The following is a 17,098-nucleotide window of genomic DNA, read 5'->3' as shown; positions in this document are numbered from 1 at the left end:
CATCCGTCGGTACCGGCCCACTTGTTGCTCAGCCCGGCAGCGGCAAAGAGCAAGGCACGCGATACCGCCTCTTCGGCCTTGCTGATGCGGCGCGTGCGCAATACGTGGCAGTGTGGCCCTTGTTTCACGTGAACACGAAGCACCGGTTCGGGCACTGCGGGCAGAGAAGGAGAGACGGCTACTGGCACCCATACGATTGGCGTTACGCCAGGTCGTGTCAGGATGCAGTCACCGTCGATCCGGCCAGGTAGCAGGAGCGGACACAGGTGATGATGGCCGTTCGGACTGTGACGCCCGTGTGCACCTGTTCGCAGGGCCGCTCGGAGAGGTTGTTCGGCGCCACGTTTCACGTGAAACAGAATGCGAGAACGCAACAGTCGCCGACCCAGCTCGAATCCGACGCCGCGCCGGTTGAGTCTTCGCTTCGATCCACCCCGTGCGCCGACCGGGCCGAATAGACGGCGAAGGCAGCCGGTCTGGGGTACCACGCACCCGTCTCCGCGGACGTCCCGCCCACACGCGGCGAGGCGGGCTCCGACGTCGACGAGGACCTCGCCGCGACGGGAGGTGCACGATGAAGATCGGGGCTCGTGCTCAGGGAGCTGCACCGCTCCGAGAACGACCTGGCCCACGAGCTGCTGCAGGTCTCGGACCGGCACAAGGTGGACCACGAGATCTACCACGTGGCAAGAGACCTCGCGCAGTGGTCGCAGCGGCACGTGCGGGAAATCGCCGAGATCGCGCAGCGGTACGGCGAGAAGCTCGACCCGGAGCCCGAGGGCGAGTCGAACGTCGCCGAGCGGCTCATCGACAAGGGGTCGGAGCTGATGGGCCGCGCGAAACGCCAGGGCTCCTCATGCTCCGCGACCTGCGCGAGCTCTACATGAAGGCGTCCGGGGTCTCCGTCGACTGGGAGATGCTCGCCCAGGCGGCGCAGGGCATCAAGCACACCGACCTGCTCGAGGTGTGCCAGCGCTGCCACCCGGACACGCTGCGTCAGATGCGGTGGGCGAACGGCAAGCTCAAGGAGGCCTCGACGCAGGCCATCGTCAGCTGAGCGCCGCCGCGGCGGCCGCCCCGGACGCTCGGCGGGCACCGCCCCGTCGGCCCCGGCGGGAGTCAGAGCTCGACGGCCTCGACGAGCTCCGGCCCGTCGTTGTTGACGTTGCCACGGTGCTGGTGTAGAACCCCCGTGTCGCCGTCCCGCTGGTCCGACTCGAGCGCGAGCAGGCGTCGCGCTCGTGCGGCGCGAACGAGAGCAGGTAGTCCTTGCCGTAGAGCTCCTCGAAGGGCTTGCCGACGAGGCTGGCACCGGCGGGGTTGAGATAGAGCCACGTGTGCTCGTCGCCCGTGATGCACACGCCGTAGGAGCTCTTCTCGATGATCTCGACGAGGACGTCGATCCCGAGCGAGCGCAGCACCTCGTGACTCGCCGGAGGCCGAACCTTGTCGAGGGTTCCCTGCGGCGGTTCGGCGGAGACCCCGTGGACCACGCTCGGATGCTAGTACCTCCGATCATCCTTGAGGATGAGGTTCCGCTCCGTATCTCCGCCTACGTTTGGCGCGTGAGATCGGAGTTCTGGCAGCCACGGCTCTGCGCCCGCGACGAAGAAGTCGCTCGAGTCGTGGATGCGGGCCTTGGCCCACAGCCCGATGCGACCATGACGAAGAAGTAGCCGCCGAGCACGAGCCAGTCGAGAACGCCCATCGTCCCTCACCTCCTCAGTGGGGACGCCCGTTGGTGTCCCGGTTGGGGAGCGATGGTTGCGTGCAACCGTTTGCATGTCAATGGTTCCGGGCGCGTATGGTGAGTCCGTGGCCAGGAGACGCTCGGATCGTCCGGCCGTCCCGACACTCAAGATGGTCGCCGCGGCGGCCGGTGTGGCGACGTCCACGGTGTCCCGCGCGTACTGGGGAGGAAGAGGAGCGACTTGGCGATCTTCTCGAACCGGGCCTTGTCGACGAGGATCGCGTAGAGAAGGCGACCGTCGTCGAGACCGTCGGGACGAGGACCACCCACCAGAAGGTGTTGATGAAGGACTGCAGCGAGTCGGGTTGGTGAGGACCCACTCGTAGTTGGCCCAGCCCACCCAGGTCTCGCTGCTCCGGTCCATGAACGACATCATCGTCGTGCGGATGGCGGGGTAGATGAGGCCGAGGCAGAGCAGGAACGCCGCCGGGCCGCCGAAGAGCAGGACCATCCAGACGTCCGGCTGCGTCCGCTGTAGCGGTCGGCCAGCTGGGCGAGCCCCAGGATTATCGCGATGACCGCGGCGAAGACGATGACGGCCAGGATCATCTGGCCGAACTTGGAGTAGAGGAAGAAGTCCATCCCGGTACCTCCTTCGGTAACAGGACGGGGGCACGGCTCGCGCCGTGCCCCGTCGAGCCGTCAGGTCAGCTGGACGGCCAGGAGGCCGCGATCTGGTCGAGGACCGGCTGGGTCTCGGACCCGTTGATCCAGTCGACCATCCCGGTCCAGAAGGAACCGGCACCGACCTCGGACGGCATGAGGTCGGACCCGTCGAAGCGGGCGACGGCTCCCTCGTCCTGGAGCAGCTCGATCGCCTGGCGCAGGACGTCGGAGGAGGCGAGCTCCGGGTCGACGGCCTTGTTCGCGGACACCACGCCACCGATCTCGACGCGGGTGTTCGCCCAGTCGCCGGACGCCATGTAGGCCTGGACGGCCTGGCGCGGCGCCGAGCACCAGGAAGTACGGGCGTCGTGGGAGGGGTCGTAGAACCGCGCGAGCCAGCCGGAGGCCGCCGACCCCACGGCGACGGAGAGGAAGAACAGCGCGATCATCTGCGTGTGGAGGCCCGGGGCGCGAGCTTCGTGGAGAGCGACTGGCCCACCGGGGAGAGCAGCAGCTCGGCGATCGTGAAGAGGAAGAGGATCAGGACCAGCCACAGCAGCGGGGTGCTGTTCTCGCCGCCGCCGGCGTAGGGGATGAAGAGCAGGAACGCGATCCCCATGACGGTCGTGCCGATCGCGAACTTCCACGGCGTGGTCGGCTGCCGGGGACCCATGCGCTGCCACATCCCGGCGAAGACGCCGGCGAAGATGATGATGAAGATGGGGTTGATGGACTGCACCCAGCTCGGCGGCATGGTCCAGCCGAGGAACGTGCGGTCGAGGCGCTCGTCGGCGTACACGGCGACCACGCTCGACATCGCGTTCGACGGGTCGGAAGGCTCGTTCGTCGGCCCAGTTCGGGACGAAGGCGATCTTCTTCTCGTCGCGCCTCTGCGGGCGACCAGTTCCGCCATGCCCGGGGAAGTCACCGCGACAGTGTGCGCGTGGCGGTAGACGGTGTCGCAGTAGCGGTGAAGGGTGCGCTCGACCCAGCCGGCCCGTGACTCGTCGAGAAACCCGCTCGAGACGACCGTCTGCGGCCAAAGATCTTGGATGTGGACGACGAAGGGCTTGCGTCTCAGCGCCTTCAGCGCGAGCGCGGGAAGCGCAGCGGTGGCGGGGTCGAGTGTACAAGCACCGAGTCAACGTCGCGCAGGGCAGCAGTGGCCACCGCGGAAGCTGCCACAGCGAAACTCAGATAGTTGGTGGCCCGCTTGATCGGGTTGGAATCGTGGCTCGGGTAGAGGGGCGCCCGATGCACCGTGACATTTTGGATGTTTTCACGTCTGTATGGCCTGACCGAGTAGCCGGAGTAGACGGAACCGGTTGGATAATTCGGAACCCCCGTGACGACGTCGACCTTATGACCGCGCTGGTGCAGACTCCTCGAGATGATTCCCGGCAGGGCGGCGGACCCACGTTCGGGGTCGTACCACTGACTCACCGGAGCACGACCACCACCCCGAGACGCTCGTCGACGAGTCGAGAACGAGAAGGTCGATGCGTCGGCTCGGTCCAGCAGCACCGATGGCGCCGTCGACGCCACGTCGTCGCGCACCATGCGCTCCTGGAACGGGGAGACGAGGGACGGCTGGGCGGGCAGCACAGCAGCGGGGGACATGGCGCTGATCAGCGACTGTCGGGCGACGTACTGCAGGAGTTCGTAGCCGCCGCCGAGATGCTGAAAAGCGTCGCGTGAGACGCAGCTGCCGTACAGCAGGGCGCGGACGCGCTGGGTCACGGGCATCCTCCCCGAGGTTCCCGGCCCGTCCTTCACCGCTGGAGTGTCGCACGCGGGGCGGCTCTATTTTGGCTTTTCAGCTGGCCGGAACTGCCGTTCCGAAAACCCTCATACCGGAATTGCTCCTTGAGCAGCCGGAGGACGAGGGCGGCCTTGTACCCGGCGATGCCTCCGGTGACGCCGAGGACGATGCGCAACGCGCCGCCCGACGAGGTCGTGGCGGCGCGTTCCTGTGTGCTGCTCATGCGGGAGATTCTGCCCTGTCCCCGACGCAGGTGGCGTCGGGACGAGGCGGGTGCTCACTCCTCGATGCGGGTGAGGGTCAGCATGCCCTCGTTGACCTCGCGCATGGCGATGGAGAGCGGCTTGTCCTCCTGCGCGGCCGGGACGAGGGGGCCGACGAACTCGAGCAGACCCTCCTGCAGCTGCGCGTTGTAGGTGTTGATCTGACGCGCACGCTTGGCGGCGTAGATGACCAGCGCGTACTTGGAGTCGACCTTGTCGAGCAGCTCGTCGATCGGCGGGTCGGTGATGCCCTCGGGGGCGGCGACGGTTCCGTACATGGGTACCTTCTCCGGGCTCGGAATTCAGCGGGTTCGTGGGTGGCCGGGACGGCGCGACGGACGACCCGCACACATACAGCGGTCTACTCTACCCGTTCGGGCACGCCCATGAGGGTGAGCAGCTCGTCCGTGGCGCGTCCCACGCTGTCGTTGACCACGCGTGATCCAGTGCCTCCAGTGCACATGCGACGCCGCACGCAACGACGCTCACTACCGACGTATACCGGCTAAATCTACGGCGAGGACGGTAGCCCTGGTGGCGAGTTAAGCAGTTTCGGGCTGGGGCGCCAGTATTCGAACACCGCGCTGGGTGCCGTCGCCGGTACTTGTGGTGCGGTGGCGCGCTCTTGACGCGGTGAGCGCCTCCCTGGTCCGCGTGTCATTTGCCGACTGCGAAAGCCCACCGTTCGACCTCGTCCGGGGCAACAACGCGCTCTTCTGTTGAGAGCCGCTCCGCCCACGTCGAGAGCACCCTCATCGCCACCTCGTAGGTCTTGGGGCCGAACGCCTTCCGCGGGTTGGCGAACCAGGGCCACTTTAGTTCCCGGTACAGCGTGGTCATCACCCGTGCGTCGACGATCAAGCACGGATGTGCAGGGCGGCCCGCACCGGCGAAGTACAGGTACTGGCACTGTTCGACAACCCGCAAGTCATCGGGCTCAAGCACACCTCGCAGGATCTCTATGCTCTGGAACGGCTGCGCGCCGCCTACCCCGACAAGGTCTGCTTCAACGGCTTCGACGAGATGTTCCTCGCCGGGGCTGGCTGCCGGCGCTGATGCCGCCGTGGGAACGACGGTGAATCTTCAGCCCGAGCGTTTCCGTGCCTTGCGTGAGGCATTTGCCCGAGGAGCGTCGCCGAGCCCAGCTGCAGCGACAGATCAACCACGTGGTCGAGGTGCTCGTAGCGCACGGGATCTTTGCGGCGGTGAAGTACCTCATCACCCTCGACGGTTACGAGGCCGGTGCGTGCCGGGCGCCGTTCGCAGAGCTCGACGCGGCTGGGCGGTCGGCGATAGAGACACTGCACGCCCAGCTGCTGCAGGCGCGTGCAGCAGTGCCGGCACGGGCTGAAAGATGAACACGAAGGTGGCGGTCGCGACGATCGTGGACGTGGCGGCGCGTGCCGGGGTCTCGACCGCGACTGTCTCCAGGGTGATCAACGGCAAGTCCGTGCGCCTGATCTAGCGGACGCAGTGCGCGCGGCCGCCGAAGAGTTGAATTCACCCAACAGGACACTCCGTCCGGGCGTGTCGCGGGAGCGGGTGATAGTTTCTAAGTCCGTGGTCAACCATTCGACCCGGCTCCCCCGGGAACCAGGCCAGCATCCCCCGACAGATCGTGACGGGCGGCGTCGCCAGCTCGCTGGGGAAGGGCCTGACGGCCTCCAGCCTCGGCCATCTCCTCCGTGCCCGCGGGCTGCGGGTGGTGATGCAGAAGCTCGACCCCTACATCACGTCGACCCCGGGACGATGAACCCGTTCCAGCACGGCGAGGTGTTCGTCACCGACGACGGCACCGAGACCGACCTGGACATCGGCCACTACGAGCGCTTCCTCGACGTGGAGCTGTCCGGCAAGGCCAACGCCACCACCGGCCAGGTCTACTCCACCGTCATCGCCAAGGAGCGGCGCGGCGAGTACCTCGGCGACACCGTGCAGGTCATCCCGCACATCACTGACGAGATCAAGGCGCGCATGCGTGCCCAGGCCGAGCCGGCCGGCGAGGAGCCGCCGGACGTCATCATCACCGAGATCGGCGGCACGGTCGGCGACATCGAGTCCCTGCCGTTCCTGGAGGCCGCCCGCCAGGTGCGCCAGGACATCGGGCGCGACAACGTGTTCTTCCTGCACGTCTCGCTCGTGCCGTACCTCGCCGCTCGACGAGGAAGTTGGCCACGCCGCCCACGGTCTCTGCCGAGATCGGGATCTGCTCGTACGTGTCGGAATCCATGAAGACGAAGTCGTCGCCGTCCCGGTACAGGTACTGCATGTCGCGACGGTCGACGGTCGCGGTCTCGACCTTCGCCCGCGTTGAACGTCTTGTCGACCGTCTTGCCGGAGAGCACGTTCTTGATCTTCGTCCGGACGAAGGCGGGACCCTTCCCCGGCTTGACGTGCTGGAACTCGACGACGGACCACAGCTGCCCGTCGATCACGAGCACCATGCCGTTCTTGAGGTCGTTGGTCGAAGCCATGCTTGGGCCGTCCTAATGTCGGTTTCGTGTCGGGAACGGCGGCCGGTGACGCGTCTGGTCACCCGGCCGCTCAGCGCCCGTCAGGATACCTTGCCGAGCAGCAGCCCCGTCCTTTGGTGGCCTACGCCGGCGCAGCCAACTTCGACGATGAATCGGTGCCGGCGCCAGTCGTGAAGGCATACGACGAAGGCGTCCGATGCTTGTCCATTCAGGTCCCCAATGCCGCCGCCGCGATGCTGCGCAGCGCCCTGGCACAGGTCGTCCAAGACAAGGGGTCGGAGGCCGCCCGGGATAAGAAGACGCTCAACGACGCAATCAAACAGATGGTCAGCGAGCAGACACTGCCGCCAGTGTTCAAGGACTGGGCCGAGCACATCAAGAACATGGGCAACGCGGGCGCACATCCCGAGATTTTGGTGCAGTCACCATGGAGGAGGCGGAGGATCTGCGAGCTCTCGTCCTGCAACTGCTTCGGTTCCTCTACGTCCAGCCAGCCGCCCTTGAGAAGGCACGGAAAGGGCGATCCGGCTTCCCGGCGAAGAAGGCCGCAACGGCAAGCGTTTCGTCGGTCGACCACGGCGGAGCATAATCTTGCCGGAACTGTTGGAGTGGCTTACGGCGGGCGGCACCATTGCGGCCGCGGTGGTCCCATTCGTGTTGTTCCTGGTCGAACGAAGCGACCGTAAGTCCGCGGAAGCGGAGGTCTCCGCGATCCGGGCACGCGAAGATGAAGAGCGCGTCATGGCACAGGCGCGGCGAGTCACTATCGCGGCGTTGTAGTCGGTCTGACCGTGACGCCACAGGATGACGGTTCCGGCGGTCATGCGTGGCTGTCACCGTCGCCGTCGACCGGGGCGTGCAGGTCCGCCGGGAGGTCGACGACCGGGCAGTCTTTCCAGAGGCGCTCGAGCGCGTAGTACTCGCGGTCCTCCTCGTGCTGGACGTGGACGACGACGTCGCCGTAGTCCATGAGGACCCAGCGGGCCTCTCCGCCCTCCTTGCGCACGGCCTTGGCGCCCTCCTTGTGCAGCGCCTCGTCCACGGCGTCCACGATCGCCTTCACCTGGCGCTCGTTCGCCCCGGAGACGACGAGGAAGACGTCGGTCAGCACGAGCCGTTCCGAGACGTCGAGCGCGATGATCTCCTGCGCCTTCTTGTCGGCCGCGGCGCGCGCGGCGACGACGGCGAGATGGCGGGATCGGTCGTCAGCAGCCACAGGTCTCCTCGGGACGGGAAAGGGTCTCGGGTGATCCTACGGGTTGTGGCCGCCCGGGGCCGAGCGGCCGCGGCCATGGACTGGATCCGCATGGACGCGCCGTCGTCGATGAGCATCTCCGGCGCGGGGGCAGCCGGGCAGGTAGATGTCGACCGGACGATGTGGTCGACGCCCTGCACGATCGCGTAGTTGTTGAACATCCCGCCCGAGGACGCGCACACGCCCATGGAGATGACCCACTTGGCTCGGGCATCTGGTCGACGTTGCGGATGACCGGGGCCATCTTGTGGCTCACGCGGCCCGAGACGATCATCAGGTCGGCGTGGCGCGGAGATGCGCGGAAGACCTCCATGCCGAAGCGGGAGATGTCGAATCGCGGGGTGCCCGTGGCCATCATCTCGATGGCGCAGCAGGCCAGACCCATGGTCACCGGCCAGACCGACGACTTGCGCGCCAGGCCCACGATCGACTCGACCGTGCCCAGCATGAAGCCGGCGGGAACCTTCTCCTCGATACCCATGCGTGCTACCTCAGTCCCACTCGAGCCCGCCGCGGCGCCACTCGTACAGGTACGGCACCGTGATCAGGAAGATGAAGCCGAGCATGGCCACCAGACCGAAGAGGGCGAGCTCGGAGAACGCCACCGCCCACGGGTAGAGGAAGACCACCTCGATGTCGAAGATGATGAACGTCATGGCGACCAGGTAGTACTTCACCGGCAGCTCGGCAGCGTCGACGACCACCGTGATCCGGGAGATCTCCGGGTGCTCCGTGGGCCCCACCGCCAGGGAGTGGATGTTGAGGCCCGCCGGGCGAAGAGGGCGGCCACGCGCGTGAGGACGCCGGGCTTGTTCTCCACCAGCACGGACAGGGTGTGCCTGGTGCTCATCTGCTGCTCCTCACTCGTCGCGGTCCCACGCCGGGGTGATGCCGCGTGCGTACTGGATGTCGTCGTTGCTCACGCCCGCCGCCACCATGGGCCAGACCATCGCGTCGCGGCTGACCACGAAGTCGACGACGACGGGCTGGTCGTCGATCTCCATGGCCCGCTTGATGGTGTCGACGTCGGCGGTCGACGTGCACCGCAGCCCCACGCAGCCGTAGGCTCGGCGAGCTTGACGAAGTCCGGGATGTGCTTGGTCTCGTGGCCGGTGTGCAGGTCGGTGTGGGAGTAGCGGCCCTCGTAGAAGAGGGTCTGCCACTGCCGGACCATGCCGAGGGAGGAGTTGTTGATCAGGGCCACCTTCACCGGGATCTCCTCCAGGGCGCACGTGGCGAGCTCCTGGTTGGTCATCTGGAAGCAGCCGTCGCCGTCGATGGCCCACACGGTGGTCAGGACTGCACTCACCGCCGTGGTACCTGATGATAGCGATGCGCGTGCAAGCCGCCGTAGATCCCGCGTGCGTTCCGACTTCATAGATTTACTCGAGTCAATTGCAATGAATGAAGTATGGTGTCAAGGGATTCGCCGAAGTCGAGACCCTTCCTGCCAGTGACGTGCGCTCTGCGCTGTAGTTCGAGCCTGGAAGAGGCTGGAGCTGAACTAATTTGTCTATCTGCTTGGCGCACGCTCTTGGGCGAGTTCGGTCGATAAGAATAACACCGCCAGCCTCTCCGGCGGACGACCAGGGCGTCGAGTCCGTCACGAAGACGGGCCTTCCGAGTGCTAAGCATTCCGCGATGGCGTGCCCAAAATTCTCTCCATGCGTCGGGGAGACCAAGGCATCGTGTGAACGAATGAGGTCTGGCAATTCCGAACTGGACGCATGTCCTAACCACGTGACGGATACGTGGGCGGGTAAGAGTTCAGCCAATTGTTTCACATCGCGCAAGTAGGCACCGTCCTCGGCGTTGCCCGCGACAGTTAAGTGAGCCGGAGATGTGACTGACGAGTCTGTGGGAGAGTGGAAGTGATGGCGACGATGCGTGACGTCGCGGCGCTGGCAGGGTCAGCGCCAAGACGGTGTCCAGAGTGCTCAACCAAGACCCGCACGTGCGCTCGAGCACCCGTGAGGTGGTTGAGACGGCGATGCGGCAGCTCGACTATGTGCCGAACACCCTCGCAACCACCTCGGTCGGGCAGGTCACCCGTCATCGGGGTGGCCGTGCCCGACATCGTCGATCCCTTCTTCGCCGCGATCGTTCGCGCGGTCGAGCGGATTGCGCTCGCGCGTGACATGTCGACCCTTGTCACCACGTTGGGCGACGATCCCACACGGGAGCGTTCAGTCCTGGAGTCCCTGCTGCGCCGGCAGCTCGGAGGCCTCATCGTGGCCCCGATCGGTACGGACTACAGCTACCTGAAGCCGTGGGGCTCGCGGACCCCTTGGTTTCGTGGACCGATCGCCCGGACGACTGCCGTTCGACTCCTTCGTGGAAGACGACTACCGGGGGAGCGTTTGACGGAGCGAACCACCTGCTTCACCACGGGCATCGCCGCGTGGCATTCCTTGGTGACAGCCCAACTTTGACAACCACGTCAGCTTCGCGTTCGCTGGTGCTGCTGGTGGGGTCGGGGCGCTAGGTGCGGCCGTTACACAAGGCAGCGTGGAGGACGCGTTCTTTGACGGCGCCATGGTCGGGCTCGCGGCCGTGGCCGTGTGGGCGATCTACGCGGTTCTAGTTCTTGGTGTGTTGTGGGTAATGGGCCTGGGCCCGGATGAAGTGGTGTCGGGAGCGGGAGGAGAAGGTCGGGGCGCCACGTCGGATCGCCGGAGATGTCCGGGTGGCGGCGACGGGGCCATGATCCGCTTGTACCGGTCAGCCTTATCGCTGTCTTTGCCGTCCTCGGCGTGGTGTTCGCCGGAGTTTCGCTGTGGACGTGGCATGCGGAGGAGCCGTTTCGCGGGGACATGGCGACAGCGCATGCGAGGTGCTGGCTTGGGATCACGGGTGGCTCGGTCTTGGCGACCGCGAGCTTGTCGTCTGGTTTGTCGACGCCGGCACGGCGGTTACCGCTCGTGTCCGAGCCGAGGACGTCGTTGAGGAGGCCGTTCCTGCCCCGGGCGGCTACTTGACGGTGGAGTACCCGCCTGATGCACCGCAAGCTCGACCTGTCGGTACCGCGGAGACGAGGCGTGCGGCGATGAAGATCGTGTCGCAGGGGTAGGGACCCTGCGCGTCCACGCCCTCGACCTGGGCCAGCCGGACACCGGGGGCGATGTGGTCGATCTCCTCGCGGCCGAACTGCCCGTTCTCCCCGGCATGCGGGTTGAGCGCGCACACCGCGAGACGCGGCTTGTCGATCCCGTTGGCCCGGATCACGTCGTTGAGCAGACGGATCGCATCGAGGACGGACCGGGCGCTGATGCGCTCCGGCACCTCCGCGAGCGCACAGTGGGACGTCACCCGGGAGGTCGTGAGACCCGGGACGAAGTTGAGCTCGGAGGTGACGCCGTCGTGCTCCAGCTCCTTGGCGAACCAGCGGAGCTCGTCCTCCTCGTGCATGCCGGCGTCATGGAGTGCGGACTTGTTCAGAGACAGGAACATGATGGAGTCAACCCTGCCCTGCCTGTACATCTCGAGGCTGTCGAGCAGGTCGTGGAGCACGCGCGAGCCCCCGCGACGGAGGCGACGCCACGCTCGACCGGCTGGTCGGCCAGCTTCCCCGACGCAAGGCGCAGGCGAAAGAACCAGGCAAGAAGAACTAGCACCTCGCCGCCCCCTGCGCGGCGCCCCCGACCACCATCACCGCACCGGCGGTGACGTACGAGAAGAGGAACATCCGTGAGCGAGGACGAGAAGGCCGGTGTCGAGACCCCCGACCCGGGAGTTCCGAGACTGTGAAGCGCCTCGAGGAAGAGGGCGAGGTCGCGGCCGACTACCTGGAGGAGCTGCTCGACATCGCGGACCTCGACGGCGACATCGACATCGATGTCGATCATGGTCGTGCGGCCGTGGAGATCATCTCCGAGGAGGACGGCTCCCGCTGGCTCAAGCGTCTCGTCGGCAACGACGGAGAGGTGCTGGACGCGCTGCAGGAGCTTACGCGACTGGCGGTCCAGGCGAAGACCGGGGAGCGGAGCCGGCTCATGCTCGACATCGCGGGCTACCGCAAGGGCCGGCGCAAGGAACTGACCGAGATCGCCGAGCAGGCGATCCGAGAGGTGCGTGCTTCCGGCTCGCGCCAGATGCCTGGAGCCGTCACGCTGCCCGTTCTCTCCGTAGAGCTCGTCCTCGGTGGCCCCGTCGGGCCAGTCAAGATCCTCCGGGCACTGGGCGACAGCGATGCGCTCCGCATGCTTCCGCAGTTTCGTGACCAGTTCTTGGGCGTGCCGCTCGCACCGGAAGCCGGTCGCACAGGTGGGACACGACGTCTCTTCGCGGCTGGTGTCCGGCGGTCTCTCCGTCATGATCCAAACATACGTTCGACCACTGACATCGGGCGTGGGAGTAGAGAAACGCCCCGGCAGATGGGGAAGACCAGCGAAGAGCTGGGCGGGGCCAGCGAAGAGCCGGGGAGACGAGCGAAGAGCCGGGCAGGGCCAGCGAAGAGCCGGGCAGGGCGGGCCGCTGCTACCGTGCGGCCATGAGCCGACCGCCTGGTGACGCCAAGCAGGGTGACGGAAAGCCACGCGAGGACATGAGGGTCGTGGTGATGTGCATCCTCGCGCTCGCGGCCACCGCGTTCCTTCTGTACGTCACGCGCTGACGGTCCACGCACCCGGGCCGGGATGCCCCGCGCGTCGCCGTTCAGGTCGCCGTCCTTGATGTGGAGCAGCTCGATGCGGTCCCCGTGCTCCTCGAGGCCCGCGACGTCGCGCCCGCGTCCGCGGCCCAGAACGTGTCGAGCTGGAAGGTCACGTACCGGGGGTCCGTGTTCTCGACGATGATCTCCCACGCCGTCTTCGTCTCGCCGTCCACCTCGAACTGGGTGGTGAACTCCTGCTGGTGGTTGTGCCCGAAGACCTTGCCGGTGCCGTTCTTCACCGACGCCTCGCCGAGGCGGTTCAGCGACTCGGCGATGTCGAGCACCTGGTCGTACGTGGTGCTCCCGTCCCGGGCGATCCCGGACAGGGCGAACCCGCCCGAGCCCACGTACTTCTGGCCGACCTCCTTGGCGAACGCGAGCGTGTCGCCGAAGGTCGCCTCGTTCGTGCTGCCGTGGGAGGTGGGGACTTCAGGCCGTACTCCTTGAGCAGCGCGCTGAAGTCCTCCGCGCTGCGGCCCTCGTAGGTGCCGCCGAAAGGCTCGACGTTCTTGTAGCCGATCTCCGCGAGCTCGGCGAGGACGGCCTCCGTGCCGATCTCACGGGCCCAGCCGGCGTAGCTGAACATCTGGATCGAGATCTTGCTGGCTGGGATGCTGCGGCCGGCGCATTCAGCAGCCTCGCGCAACTCGCCCGCCACGGCCACAAGGTGGCGGTGCACAACCGCTCCTGGGCCAAGACGGAGAAGCTCGTCACCGAGCACGGCGAGGACGGGGTCTTCATCCCGTCGGAGTCGGTCGAGGACTTCGCCTCGCTCTCCAGGCCGCGCGTCGCGGTCATCATGGTCAAGGCGGGCCCGGGGACCGATGCAGTCATCGACCAGCTCGCCGAGCACATGGAGCCCGGCGACATCATCGTCGACGCCGGCAACGCCCACTTCCCCGACACGATCCGCCGCGAGAACGCCCTGCGCGAGAAGGGCCTGCACTTCGTCGGCTCGGGGGTCTCCGGCGGCGAGGAGGGCGCGCTGAACGGGCCGTCCATCATGCCCGGCGGCACCAGGGAGTCCTACGACCGCCTCGGCCCGATGCTCGAGGACATCTCCGCCAAGGTCGACGGCGTGCCCTGCTGCACCTACGTCGGCCGAGCGCCGGCCACTTCGTCAAGATGGTCCACAACGGCATCGAGTACGCGGACATGCAGCTCATCGCAGAGGCCTACGACCTGCTGCGGCAGGGCCTCGGCGCGTCGGCCGCCGAGATCGGCAAGATCTTCGAGGAGTGGAACTCCGGCGACCTCGAGTCCTTCCTCATCGAGATCTCCGCGGAGGTGCTGGGGCACACCGACCCGCAGACCGGCAGGGCGTTCGTCGACGTCGTGCTCGACCGCGCCGAGCAGAAGGGCACCGGCCGCTGGACCGTGCAGAACGCCCTCGACCTGGGGGGTGCCGGTGACCGGCATCGCCGCCGGTCGATCAGCGGCAGCCGCTCGGCTGAGCCGTGGTCCCGGGAGTCGCGGTTGTAACGGACCGCGGCGGTGACGGCGCCGGCCCCAGGAAGTCCGCGGCGATGGAGACCTGCGGGCACGCCGCGTAACAGAGCATGCAGTTGATGCACATCGCGTAGTCGTGGTACGCGAGCATCTGCTCGGGTGTCTGGGTGTTGGCAGGCCCTTCGACCGGGTGGTCGGGATCCTCCACCAGCCAGGGCCTGACCGAAGAGAGCGCCGACATGAACGGCTCGAGATCCACCACGAGGTCACGCTCGACCGCCATGTTCTCGAGCGGTTCCACGCGCAGCGGCCCCGGGGCGTAGTCGCGCACGAACTGCTCGCAGCCGAGCTTCGGCACGCCGTTCAGCATGAACCCGCAGGAGCCGCAGATAGCCATGCGGCACGACCAGCGGAACGCCAGCGTCGGGTCCCGGTGGTCCTTGATCCACGTCAGCGCGTCGAGCACGGACGTGTCCTGCCCCCACGGCACCTCGTACTCCATGAGGTGCGGAGCGTCGTCGACATCCGGCCGGTAGCGCTGCACCTGGATGCGGATCGTGCCGATGACCGCGGACGCCGCGGTGTCCGGGCTCTGCCCGGTGGACGAGCAGCGCGGGTGAGTGGGCGTGCGGCGCGGCTGTCGGCGGTCCGCGCGGCTGCGCTCACGGGCGTGCAGTCACCTTGTCGATCGTTTGCAGGATGAAGCGCTCCGTCTCGTACAGGTCGTTCGCTCGGTCGCTCTGCTGCACGTCCTCTGCGAAGACCACCCAGACGTCGGGACTCAGCAGCGCCTCGATCAGCGCGGGGCCGACGTCCTCCGGCACGGTCGCTTCCGTGGCGGACCAGTCCATGACCTCGCGCATCTCGTCAGGGGGCCATGTCCTGCTCGGTGGGGGTCAACGTTGGTGTTGCTGTCGACGTAGGCCCCCGAGGATCTTGCAGGTGCCGTCCCCGGCAGGCTGGGGGGAAGGGCAGGTGCTGGCAGACGAGGGAGTCCGCGTCCCACAGCGGTGCGAAGCCAACGGTCGGGAGCGGGGCCTGCCGGCCGGGCGTGGCCGACCTCGTCCACGTCGTCCTGCCCGATCAGGCCCGAGGAGGCACCCTCGAAGAAGGTCAGGTCCAGCACGCCGTCGTCGTCGAGGTCGCGCAGCGTCAGGCCGGAGACCGAACCGTCGGTCTCCTTGCGCACGAGAGGTCGAGGATGCGGATGATGCCGCGCTCGACGAGGTCGATGAGGAGCGGGAAGGCCTCGCCGCGCATGCGGTTGCCCGGGAACTCCAGCACGATGTAGTCGATCGGGCCGCTCTGCTCCAGCCCCTCGGTCTCGAACCCCGTGTTCTCCGCCATGGCGCTGCCTCCAGCCGTTCGACGCCTGCCTGTCCTGGTCTCCTTCAGGATGCGGACCCGTCCTGCTCCGCTGCGTCGTCCTGGATGGATGAGGTCGGGCGCTCGACGGCGGGCCGCCTCAGGTGCAGCTGCCGTACCTCCACGACATCGAGGTGGAGGGAGCGCAGCCGGGCGACCCCCGTGACCGCTGAGCTCGAGCACCCCGCTGCCCGGGTACGCCGCCGCCCTGACCGCCCTGGGCGAGCCGGGCGGGCAGCACGTCCACCGACACTGGGGTCCGCCGTCCTGAGCGGAACGGCTCCGGAGGGAGACGAGGAAGGCCCCGCACCATCTGGTGCGGGGCCTTCGGCCGTGGCTCCGACCGGCGTCGATCCGGTGACCTTTCGATTTTCAGTCGAACGCTCTACCAACTGAGCTACAGAGCCCTGACACGACGCCCGGTCTCTCGACCGCGTCCGTACCGGCGACGACGGGACTTGAACCCGCGACCTCCGCCGTGACAGGGCGGCGCGCTAACCAACTGCGCTACGGGGCCTCGTGTGAGGCGTGGAGCCTGGTACTGCTGTCGTGCTTCTCCTGCTGGTGGTGCGTACCCCCAACGGGATTCGAACCCGTGCTACCGCCGTGAAAGGGCGGGGTCCTAGGCCGCTAGACGATGGGGGCCCGTTACTGCTGTGGACGCCCGTGACGCCGGAGCGCCCCAAGACCTCGGACAGGGCATTCCCGTCGACCGCGCGACGACATCCTGCACCACCCCGCTCCGGTGGCACCGCTGCAGGACTCGACCATCACGCTCGGCTCCGACGACTACCCGACCTACCCCGAGCAGCGCACGTACTCCTTCCGTGCCCAGGTGCTGGACCTGTCCGGTCAGAACGTGGTGGTCAAGGGCGGCATCCGCAAGTTCGTCGACACCCTGCCGATGGTGGGCGGGACGACGACGAACAACCTCGGCCAGGTCATCCCGGTGGCCGTCCCGACACCACCACCTACCCGGGAACCGACTACTACGTCATCGAGCTCGGGGAGTACACCGAGCAGATGCACTCGGACCTGCCCGGGACGACGCTGCGCGGCTACCGGCAGGTCAACGCCCCCGACGGCCCGACCCCCGTACCACTACCTCGGCCCTCGGGTGCTCAACATAAAGGCGTCGGACGTTCCTGAGATGTCGGGCGCCGGCGACGTCGTCCTCGGCACCCAAGCTAGCCCGCTAGCGGTGTCCGCTGCACAAGCAGTCTCCTCGGCGGCGTTGCGAGGCGCCGGTTCACCAGGTCACTTCCCGCTGATCACACTGTTGACACCCAGCGTTAGCCAGCGGTGTGCAGCAGTAGCTGACCAGGTTGCCCTCATGAGAAGCGAGCGAGTTGGTCTCAATGCTGCTCGTTTTCCGCAAGGATGGTCGTGTGCCAAATCTCTACTACAGTGAACGCGCGAATGGGCCCGTTGCCCGCGAACGAAGCCAACTCCCCACGGTGGCCGCCCAGGGACTGCTACAGCTCGTCTCCATCAAACTCTCGGCGAACTGGTTCGCTCGCACG

23 protein-coding genes, 2 tRNA genes and 12 pseudogenes are annotated in these 17,098 nt (G+C 67.0%); 13 read left to right on the top strand and 24 right to left on the bottom strand.

Annotation, left to right across the window (positions count from 1 at the left end; all coding sequences use genetic code 11):
• Positions 1-590 precede the first annotated feature (590 nt).
• Together DA06_RS24760 and DA06_RS24755 are read left to right on the top strand one after the other, a co-directional pair.
• A complete protein-coding gene (locus DA06_RS24760; RefSeq protein ID WP_418606335.1) occupies positions 591-887 on the top strand; it encodes a hypothetical protein in 297 nt (98 codons plus the stop codon).
• Positions 857-1,057: a hypothetical protein gene (locus tag DA06_RS24755; protein WP_418606334.1), complete on the top strand. Its 201-nt coding sequence runs from the start codon at positions 857-859 to the stop codon at positions 1,055-1,057. The genes DA06_RS24760 and DA06_RS24755 overlap by 31 nt, the downstream gene beginning before the upstream one ends.
• On the opposite strand, the gene DA06_RS24750 is transcribed toward DA06_RS24755, so the two are convergent.
• The 9 genes and pseudogenes from DA06_RS24750 to DA06_RS24710 all read right to left on the bottom strand — a co-directional run bounded on the left by DA06_RS24750 (position 1,050) and on the right by DA06_RS24710 (position 5,326).
• Positions 1,050-1,493 (bottom strand): PAS domain-containing protein, encoded by a 444-nt coding sequence (locus tag DA06_RS24750; protein WP_418606333.1) that lies wholly within the window; start codon positions 1,491-1,493, stop codon positions 1,050-1,052. The genes DA06_RS24755 and DA06_RS24750 overlap by 8 nt on opposite strands.
• Positions 1,494-1,855: 362 nt before the next feature.
• Entirely contained in the window at positions 1,856-2,020 is a 165-nt protein-coding gene (locus DA06_RS24745) for a hypothetical protein (RefSeq protein ID WP_418606331.1), read from the bottom strand.
• A gap of 102 nt (positions 2,021-2,122) precedes the next feature.
• Positions 2,123-2,332 (bottom strand): hypothetical protein, encoded by a 210-nt coding sequence (locus DA06_RS24740; protein ID WP_043507308.1) that lies wholly within the window; start codon positions 2,330-2,332, stop codon positions 2,123-2,125.
• A gap of 366 nt (positions 2,333-2,698) precedes the next feature.
• Positions 2,699-3,167, bottom strand: a pseudogene (locus DA06_RS24735) (oligopeptide:H+ symporter); the annotation flags it as partial.
• Between the two features lie 120 nt (positions 3,168-3,287).
• Positions 3,288-3,410 (bottom strand): annotated as a pseudogene (locus DA06_RS24730) (hypothetical protein); the annotation flags it as partial.
• A 32-nt stretch (positions 3,411-3,442) separates the two neighbouring features.
• On the bottom strand, positions 3,443-4,096 hold the full coding sequence (locus DA06_RS24725; RefSeq protein WP_418606330.1) for a DUF6270 domain-containing protein: 654 nt from the start codon (positions 4,094-4,096) through the stop codon (positions 3,443-3,445).
• A gap of 32 nt (positions 4,097-4,128) precedes the next feature.
• Positions 4,129-4,341: a hypothetical protein gene (locus tag DA06_RS24720; RefSeq protein ID WP_418606329.1), complete on the bottom strand. Its 213-nt coding sequence runs from the start codon at positions 4,339-4,341 to the stop codon at positions 4,129-4,131.
• Between the two features lie 54 nt (positions 4,342-4,395).
• Positions 4,396-4,659: a DNA-directed RNA polymerase subunit omega gene (gene rpoZ / locus DA06_RS24715; RefSeq protein ID WP_043503010.1), complete on the bottom strand. Its 264-nt coding sequence runs from the start codon at positions 4,657-4,659 to the stop codon at positions 4,396-4,398.
• 379 nt (positions 4,660-5,038) lie between these two features.
• Positions 5,039-5,326: a hypothetical protein gene (locus DA06_RS24710; protein WP_418606328.1), complete on the bottom strand. Its 288-nt coding sequence runs from the start codon at positions 5,324-5,326 to the stop codon at positions 5,039-5,041.
• Here DA06_RS24710 and DA06_RS24705 point away from each other — a divergent pair.
• The 4 genes and pseudogenes from DA06_RS24705 to DA06_RS24690 form a co-directional block, all read left to right on the top strand.
• On the top strand, positions 5,249-5,437 hold the full coding sequence (locus DA06_RS24705; RefSeq protein ID WP_418606327.1) for a dihydrodipicolinate synthase family protein: 189 nt from the start codon (positions 5,249-5,251) through the stop codon (positions 5,435-5,437). The two genes, DA06_RS24710 and DA06_RS24705, sit on opposite strands and share 78 nt — an antisense overlap.
• 53 nt (positions 5,438-5,490) lie before the next feature.
• Positions 5,491-5,739 (top strand): hypothetical protein, encoded by a 249-nt coding sequence (locus DA06_RS24700; RefSeq protein ID WP_418606325.1) that lies wholly within the window; start codon positions 5,491-5,493, stop codon positions 5,737-5,739.
• Positions 5,736-5,846 carry a LacI family DNA-binding transcriptional regulator gene (locus tag DA06_RS24695; RefSeq protein WP_418606324.1) on the top strand — a complete coding sequence of 37 codons (111 nt, stop codon included), beginning with the start codon at positions 5,736-5,738 and terminating at the stop codon, positions 5,844-5,846. The genes DA06_RS24700 and DA06_RS24695 overlap by 4 nt, the downstream gene beginning before the upstream one ends.
• Positions 5,847-5,941: 95 nt before the next feature.
• Positions 5,942-6,532: pseudogene (locus tag DA06_RS24690) on the top strand (CTP synthase); the annotation flags it as partial.
• A 4-nt stretch (positions 6,533-6,536) separates the two neighbouring features.
• On the opposite strand, the pseudogene DA06_RS24685 reads toward DA06_RS24690, so the two are convergent.
• Positions 6,537-6,855: pseudogene (locus tag DA06_RS24685) on the bottom strand (elongation factor P); the annotation flags it as partial.
• Between the two features lie 116 nt (positions 6,856-6,971).
• On the opposite strand from DA06_RS24685, the gene DA06_RS24680 reads away from it, so the two are divergent.
• Positions 6,972-7,541: a DUF4145 domain-containing protein gene (locus DA06_RS24680; RefSeq protein WP_418606323.1), complete on the top strand. Its 570-nt coding sequence runs from the start codon at positions 6,972-6,974 to the stop codon at positions 7,539-7,541.
• A gap of 134 nt (positions 7,542-7,675) precedes the next feature.
• Here the strand turns inward: DA06_RS24680 and rsfS are convergent, their stop codons facing one another.
• From rsfS to DA06_RS24650, 6 genes and pseudogenes are all read right to left on the bottom strand, one after another.
• On the bottom strand, positions 7,676-8,071 hold the full coding sequence (gene rsfS, locus DA06_RS24675) for a ribosome silencing factor (RefSeq protein ID WP_043507278.1): 396 nt from the start codon (positions 8,069-8,071) through the stop codon (positions 7,676-7,678).
• A 104-nt stretch (positions 8,072-8,175) separates the two neighbouring features.
• A pseudogene (locus DA06_RS24670) lies at positions 8,176-8,591 on the bottom strand (NuoB/complex I 20 kDa subunit family protein); the annotation flags it as partial.
• A gap of 10 nt (positions 8,592-8,601) precedes the next feature.
• A pseudogene (gene ndhC / locus DA06_RS24665) lies at positions 8,602-8,790 on the bottom strand (NADH-quinone oxidoreductase subunit A); the annotation flags it as partial.
• Positions 8,791-8,859: 69 nt separating this feature from the next.
• Positions 8,860-8,960: pseudogene (locus tag DA06_RS24660) on the bottom strand (ACT domain-containing protein); the annotation flags it as partial.
• Between the two features lie 10 nt (positions 8,961-8,970).
• Positions 8,971-9,401, bottom strand: a pseudogene (locus DA06_RS24655) (thiamine pyrophosphate-dependent enzyme); the annotation flags it as partial.
• Between the two features lie 100 nt (positions 9,402-9,501).
• Positions 9,502-9,939 (bottom strand): annotated as a pseudogene (locus DA06_RS24650) (glycosyltransferase); the annotation flags it as partial.
• A gap of 92 nt (positions 9,940-10,031) precedes the next feature.
• Here DA06_RS24650 and DA06_RS24645 point away from each other — a divergent pair.
• A pseudogene (locus DA06_RS24645) lies at positions 10,032-10,247 on the top strand (LacI family DNA-binding transcriptional regulator); the annotation flags it as partial.
• On the top strand, positions 10,177-10,542 hold the full coding sequence (locus DA06_RS24640) for a hypothetical protein (RefSeq protein ID WP_418606322.1): 366 nt from the start codon (positions 10,177-10,179) through the stop codon (positions 10,540-10,542). The pseudogene DA06_RS24645 and the gene DA06_RS24640, both read left to right, overlap by 71 nt.
• A 538-nt stretch (positions 10,543-11,080) precedes the next feature.
• Here the strand turns inward: DA06_RS24640 and DA06_RS24635 are convergent.
• Positions 11,081-11,620 carry a 4-hydroxythreonine-4-phosphate dehydrogenase PdxA gene (locus DA06_RS24635; RefSeq protein ID WP_418606320.1) on the bottom strand — a complete coding sequence of 180 codons (540 nt, stop codon included), beginning with the start codon at positions 11,618-11,620 and terminating at the stop codon, positions 11,081-11,083.
• Positions 11,621-11,853: 233 nt separating this feature from the next.
• On the opposite strand from DA06_RS24635, the pseudogene DA06_RS24630 reads away from it, so the two are divergent.
• Positions 11,854-12,192, top strand: a pseudogene (locus tag DA06_RS24630) (protein jag); the annotation flags it as partial.
• Between the two features lie 407 nt (positions 12,193-12,599).
• Positions 12,600-12,722, top strand: coding sequence for a hypothetical protein (locus DA06_RS24625; protein ID WP_418606318.1), 123 nt, complete (start codon positions 12,600-12,602; stop codon positions 12,720-12,722).
• Positions 12,723-12,763: 41 nt separating this feature from the next.
• On the opposite strand, the gene DA06_RS24620 is transcribed toward DA06_RS24625, so the two are convergent.
• Together DA06_RS24620 and DA06_RS24615 are read right to left on the bottom strand one after the other, a co-directional pair.
• Positions 12,764-13,045: a hypothetical protein gene (locus DA06_RS24620; protein ID WP_418606317.1), complete on the bottom strand. Its 282-nt coding sequence runs from the start codon at positions 13,043-13,045 to the stop codon at positions 12,764-12,766.
• Positions 13,021-13,419, bottom strand: a complete 399-nt coding sequence (locus DA06_RS24615) for a hypothetical protein (RefSeq protein ID WP_418606315.1) — start codon at positions 13,417-13,419, stop codon at positions 13,021-13,023. The genes DA06_RS24620 and DA06_RS24615 overlap by 25 nt, the downstream gene beginning before the upstream one ends.
• Between DA06_RS24615 and gndA the strand changes: the two are divergent.
• Positions 13,348-14,205: pseudogene (gene gndA / locus DA06_RS24610) on the top strand (NADP-dependent phosphogluconate dehydrogenase); the annotation flags it as partial. The gene DA06_RS24615 and the pseudogene gndA overlap by 72 nt on opposite strands.
• On the opposite strand, the gene DA06_RS24605 reads toward gndA, so the two are convergent.
• The 5 genes from DA06_RS24605 to DA06_RS24585 all read right to left on the bottom strand — a co-directional run bounded on the left by DA06_RS24605 (position 14,194) and on the right by DA06_RS24585 (position 16,220).
• Complete coding sequence (locus tag DA06_RS24605; protein WP_418606314.1) at positions 14,194-14,754, bottom strand: 2Fe-2S iron-sulfur cluster-binding protein; 561 nt, start codon at positions 14,752-14,754, stop codon at positions 14,194-14,196. The pseudogene gndA and the gene DA06_RS24605 overlap by 12 nt on opposite strands.
• A gap of 118 nt (positions 14,755-14,872) precedes the next feature.
• Positions 14,873-15,073 carry a hypothetical protein gene (locus DA06_RS24600; protein WP_043507235.1) on the bottom strand — a complete coding sequence of 67 codons (201 nt, stop codon included), beginning with the start codon at positions 15,071-15,073 and terminating at the stop codon, positions 14,873-14,875.
• Positions 15,074-15,362: 289 nt separating this feature from the next.
• Positions 15,363-15,557, bottom strand: coding sequence for a hypothetical protein (locus DA06_RS24595; RefSeq protein ID WP_418606313.1), 195 nt, complete (start codon positions 15,555-15,557; stop codon positions 15,363-15,365).
• Positions 15,558-15,909: 352 nt separating this feature from the next.
• Positions 15,910-15,982, bottom strand: a tRNA-Phe gene (locus tag DA06_RS24590).
• 165 nt (positions 15,983-16,147) lie between these two features.
• A tRNA-Glu gene (locus tag DA06_RS24585) sits at positions 16,148-16,220 on the bottom strand.
• Between the two features lie 100 nt (positions 16,221-16,320).
• Here DA06_RS24585 and DA06_RS24580 point away from each other — a divergent pair.
• Positions 16,321-16,986: a hypothetical protein gene (locus tag DA06_RS24580; RefSeq protein WP_418606312.1), complete on the top strand. Its 666-nt coding sequence runs from the start codon at positions 16,321-16,323 to the stop codon at positions 16,984-16,986.
• The last annotated feature ends 112 nt before the right edge of the window (positions 16,987-17,098 follow it).

The sequence above is a fragment of the Georgenia sp. SUBG003 genome, from assembly GCF_000715355.2.
Taxonomy (GTDB): Bacteria; Actinomycetota; Actinomycetes; order Actinomycetales; family Actinomycetaceae; genus Georgenia.
The sequence above is the reverse complement of the archived record's forward strand: the minus strand, read 5'-3'. Positions and strand labels throughout refer to the sequence as shown.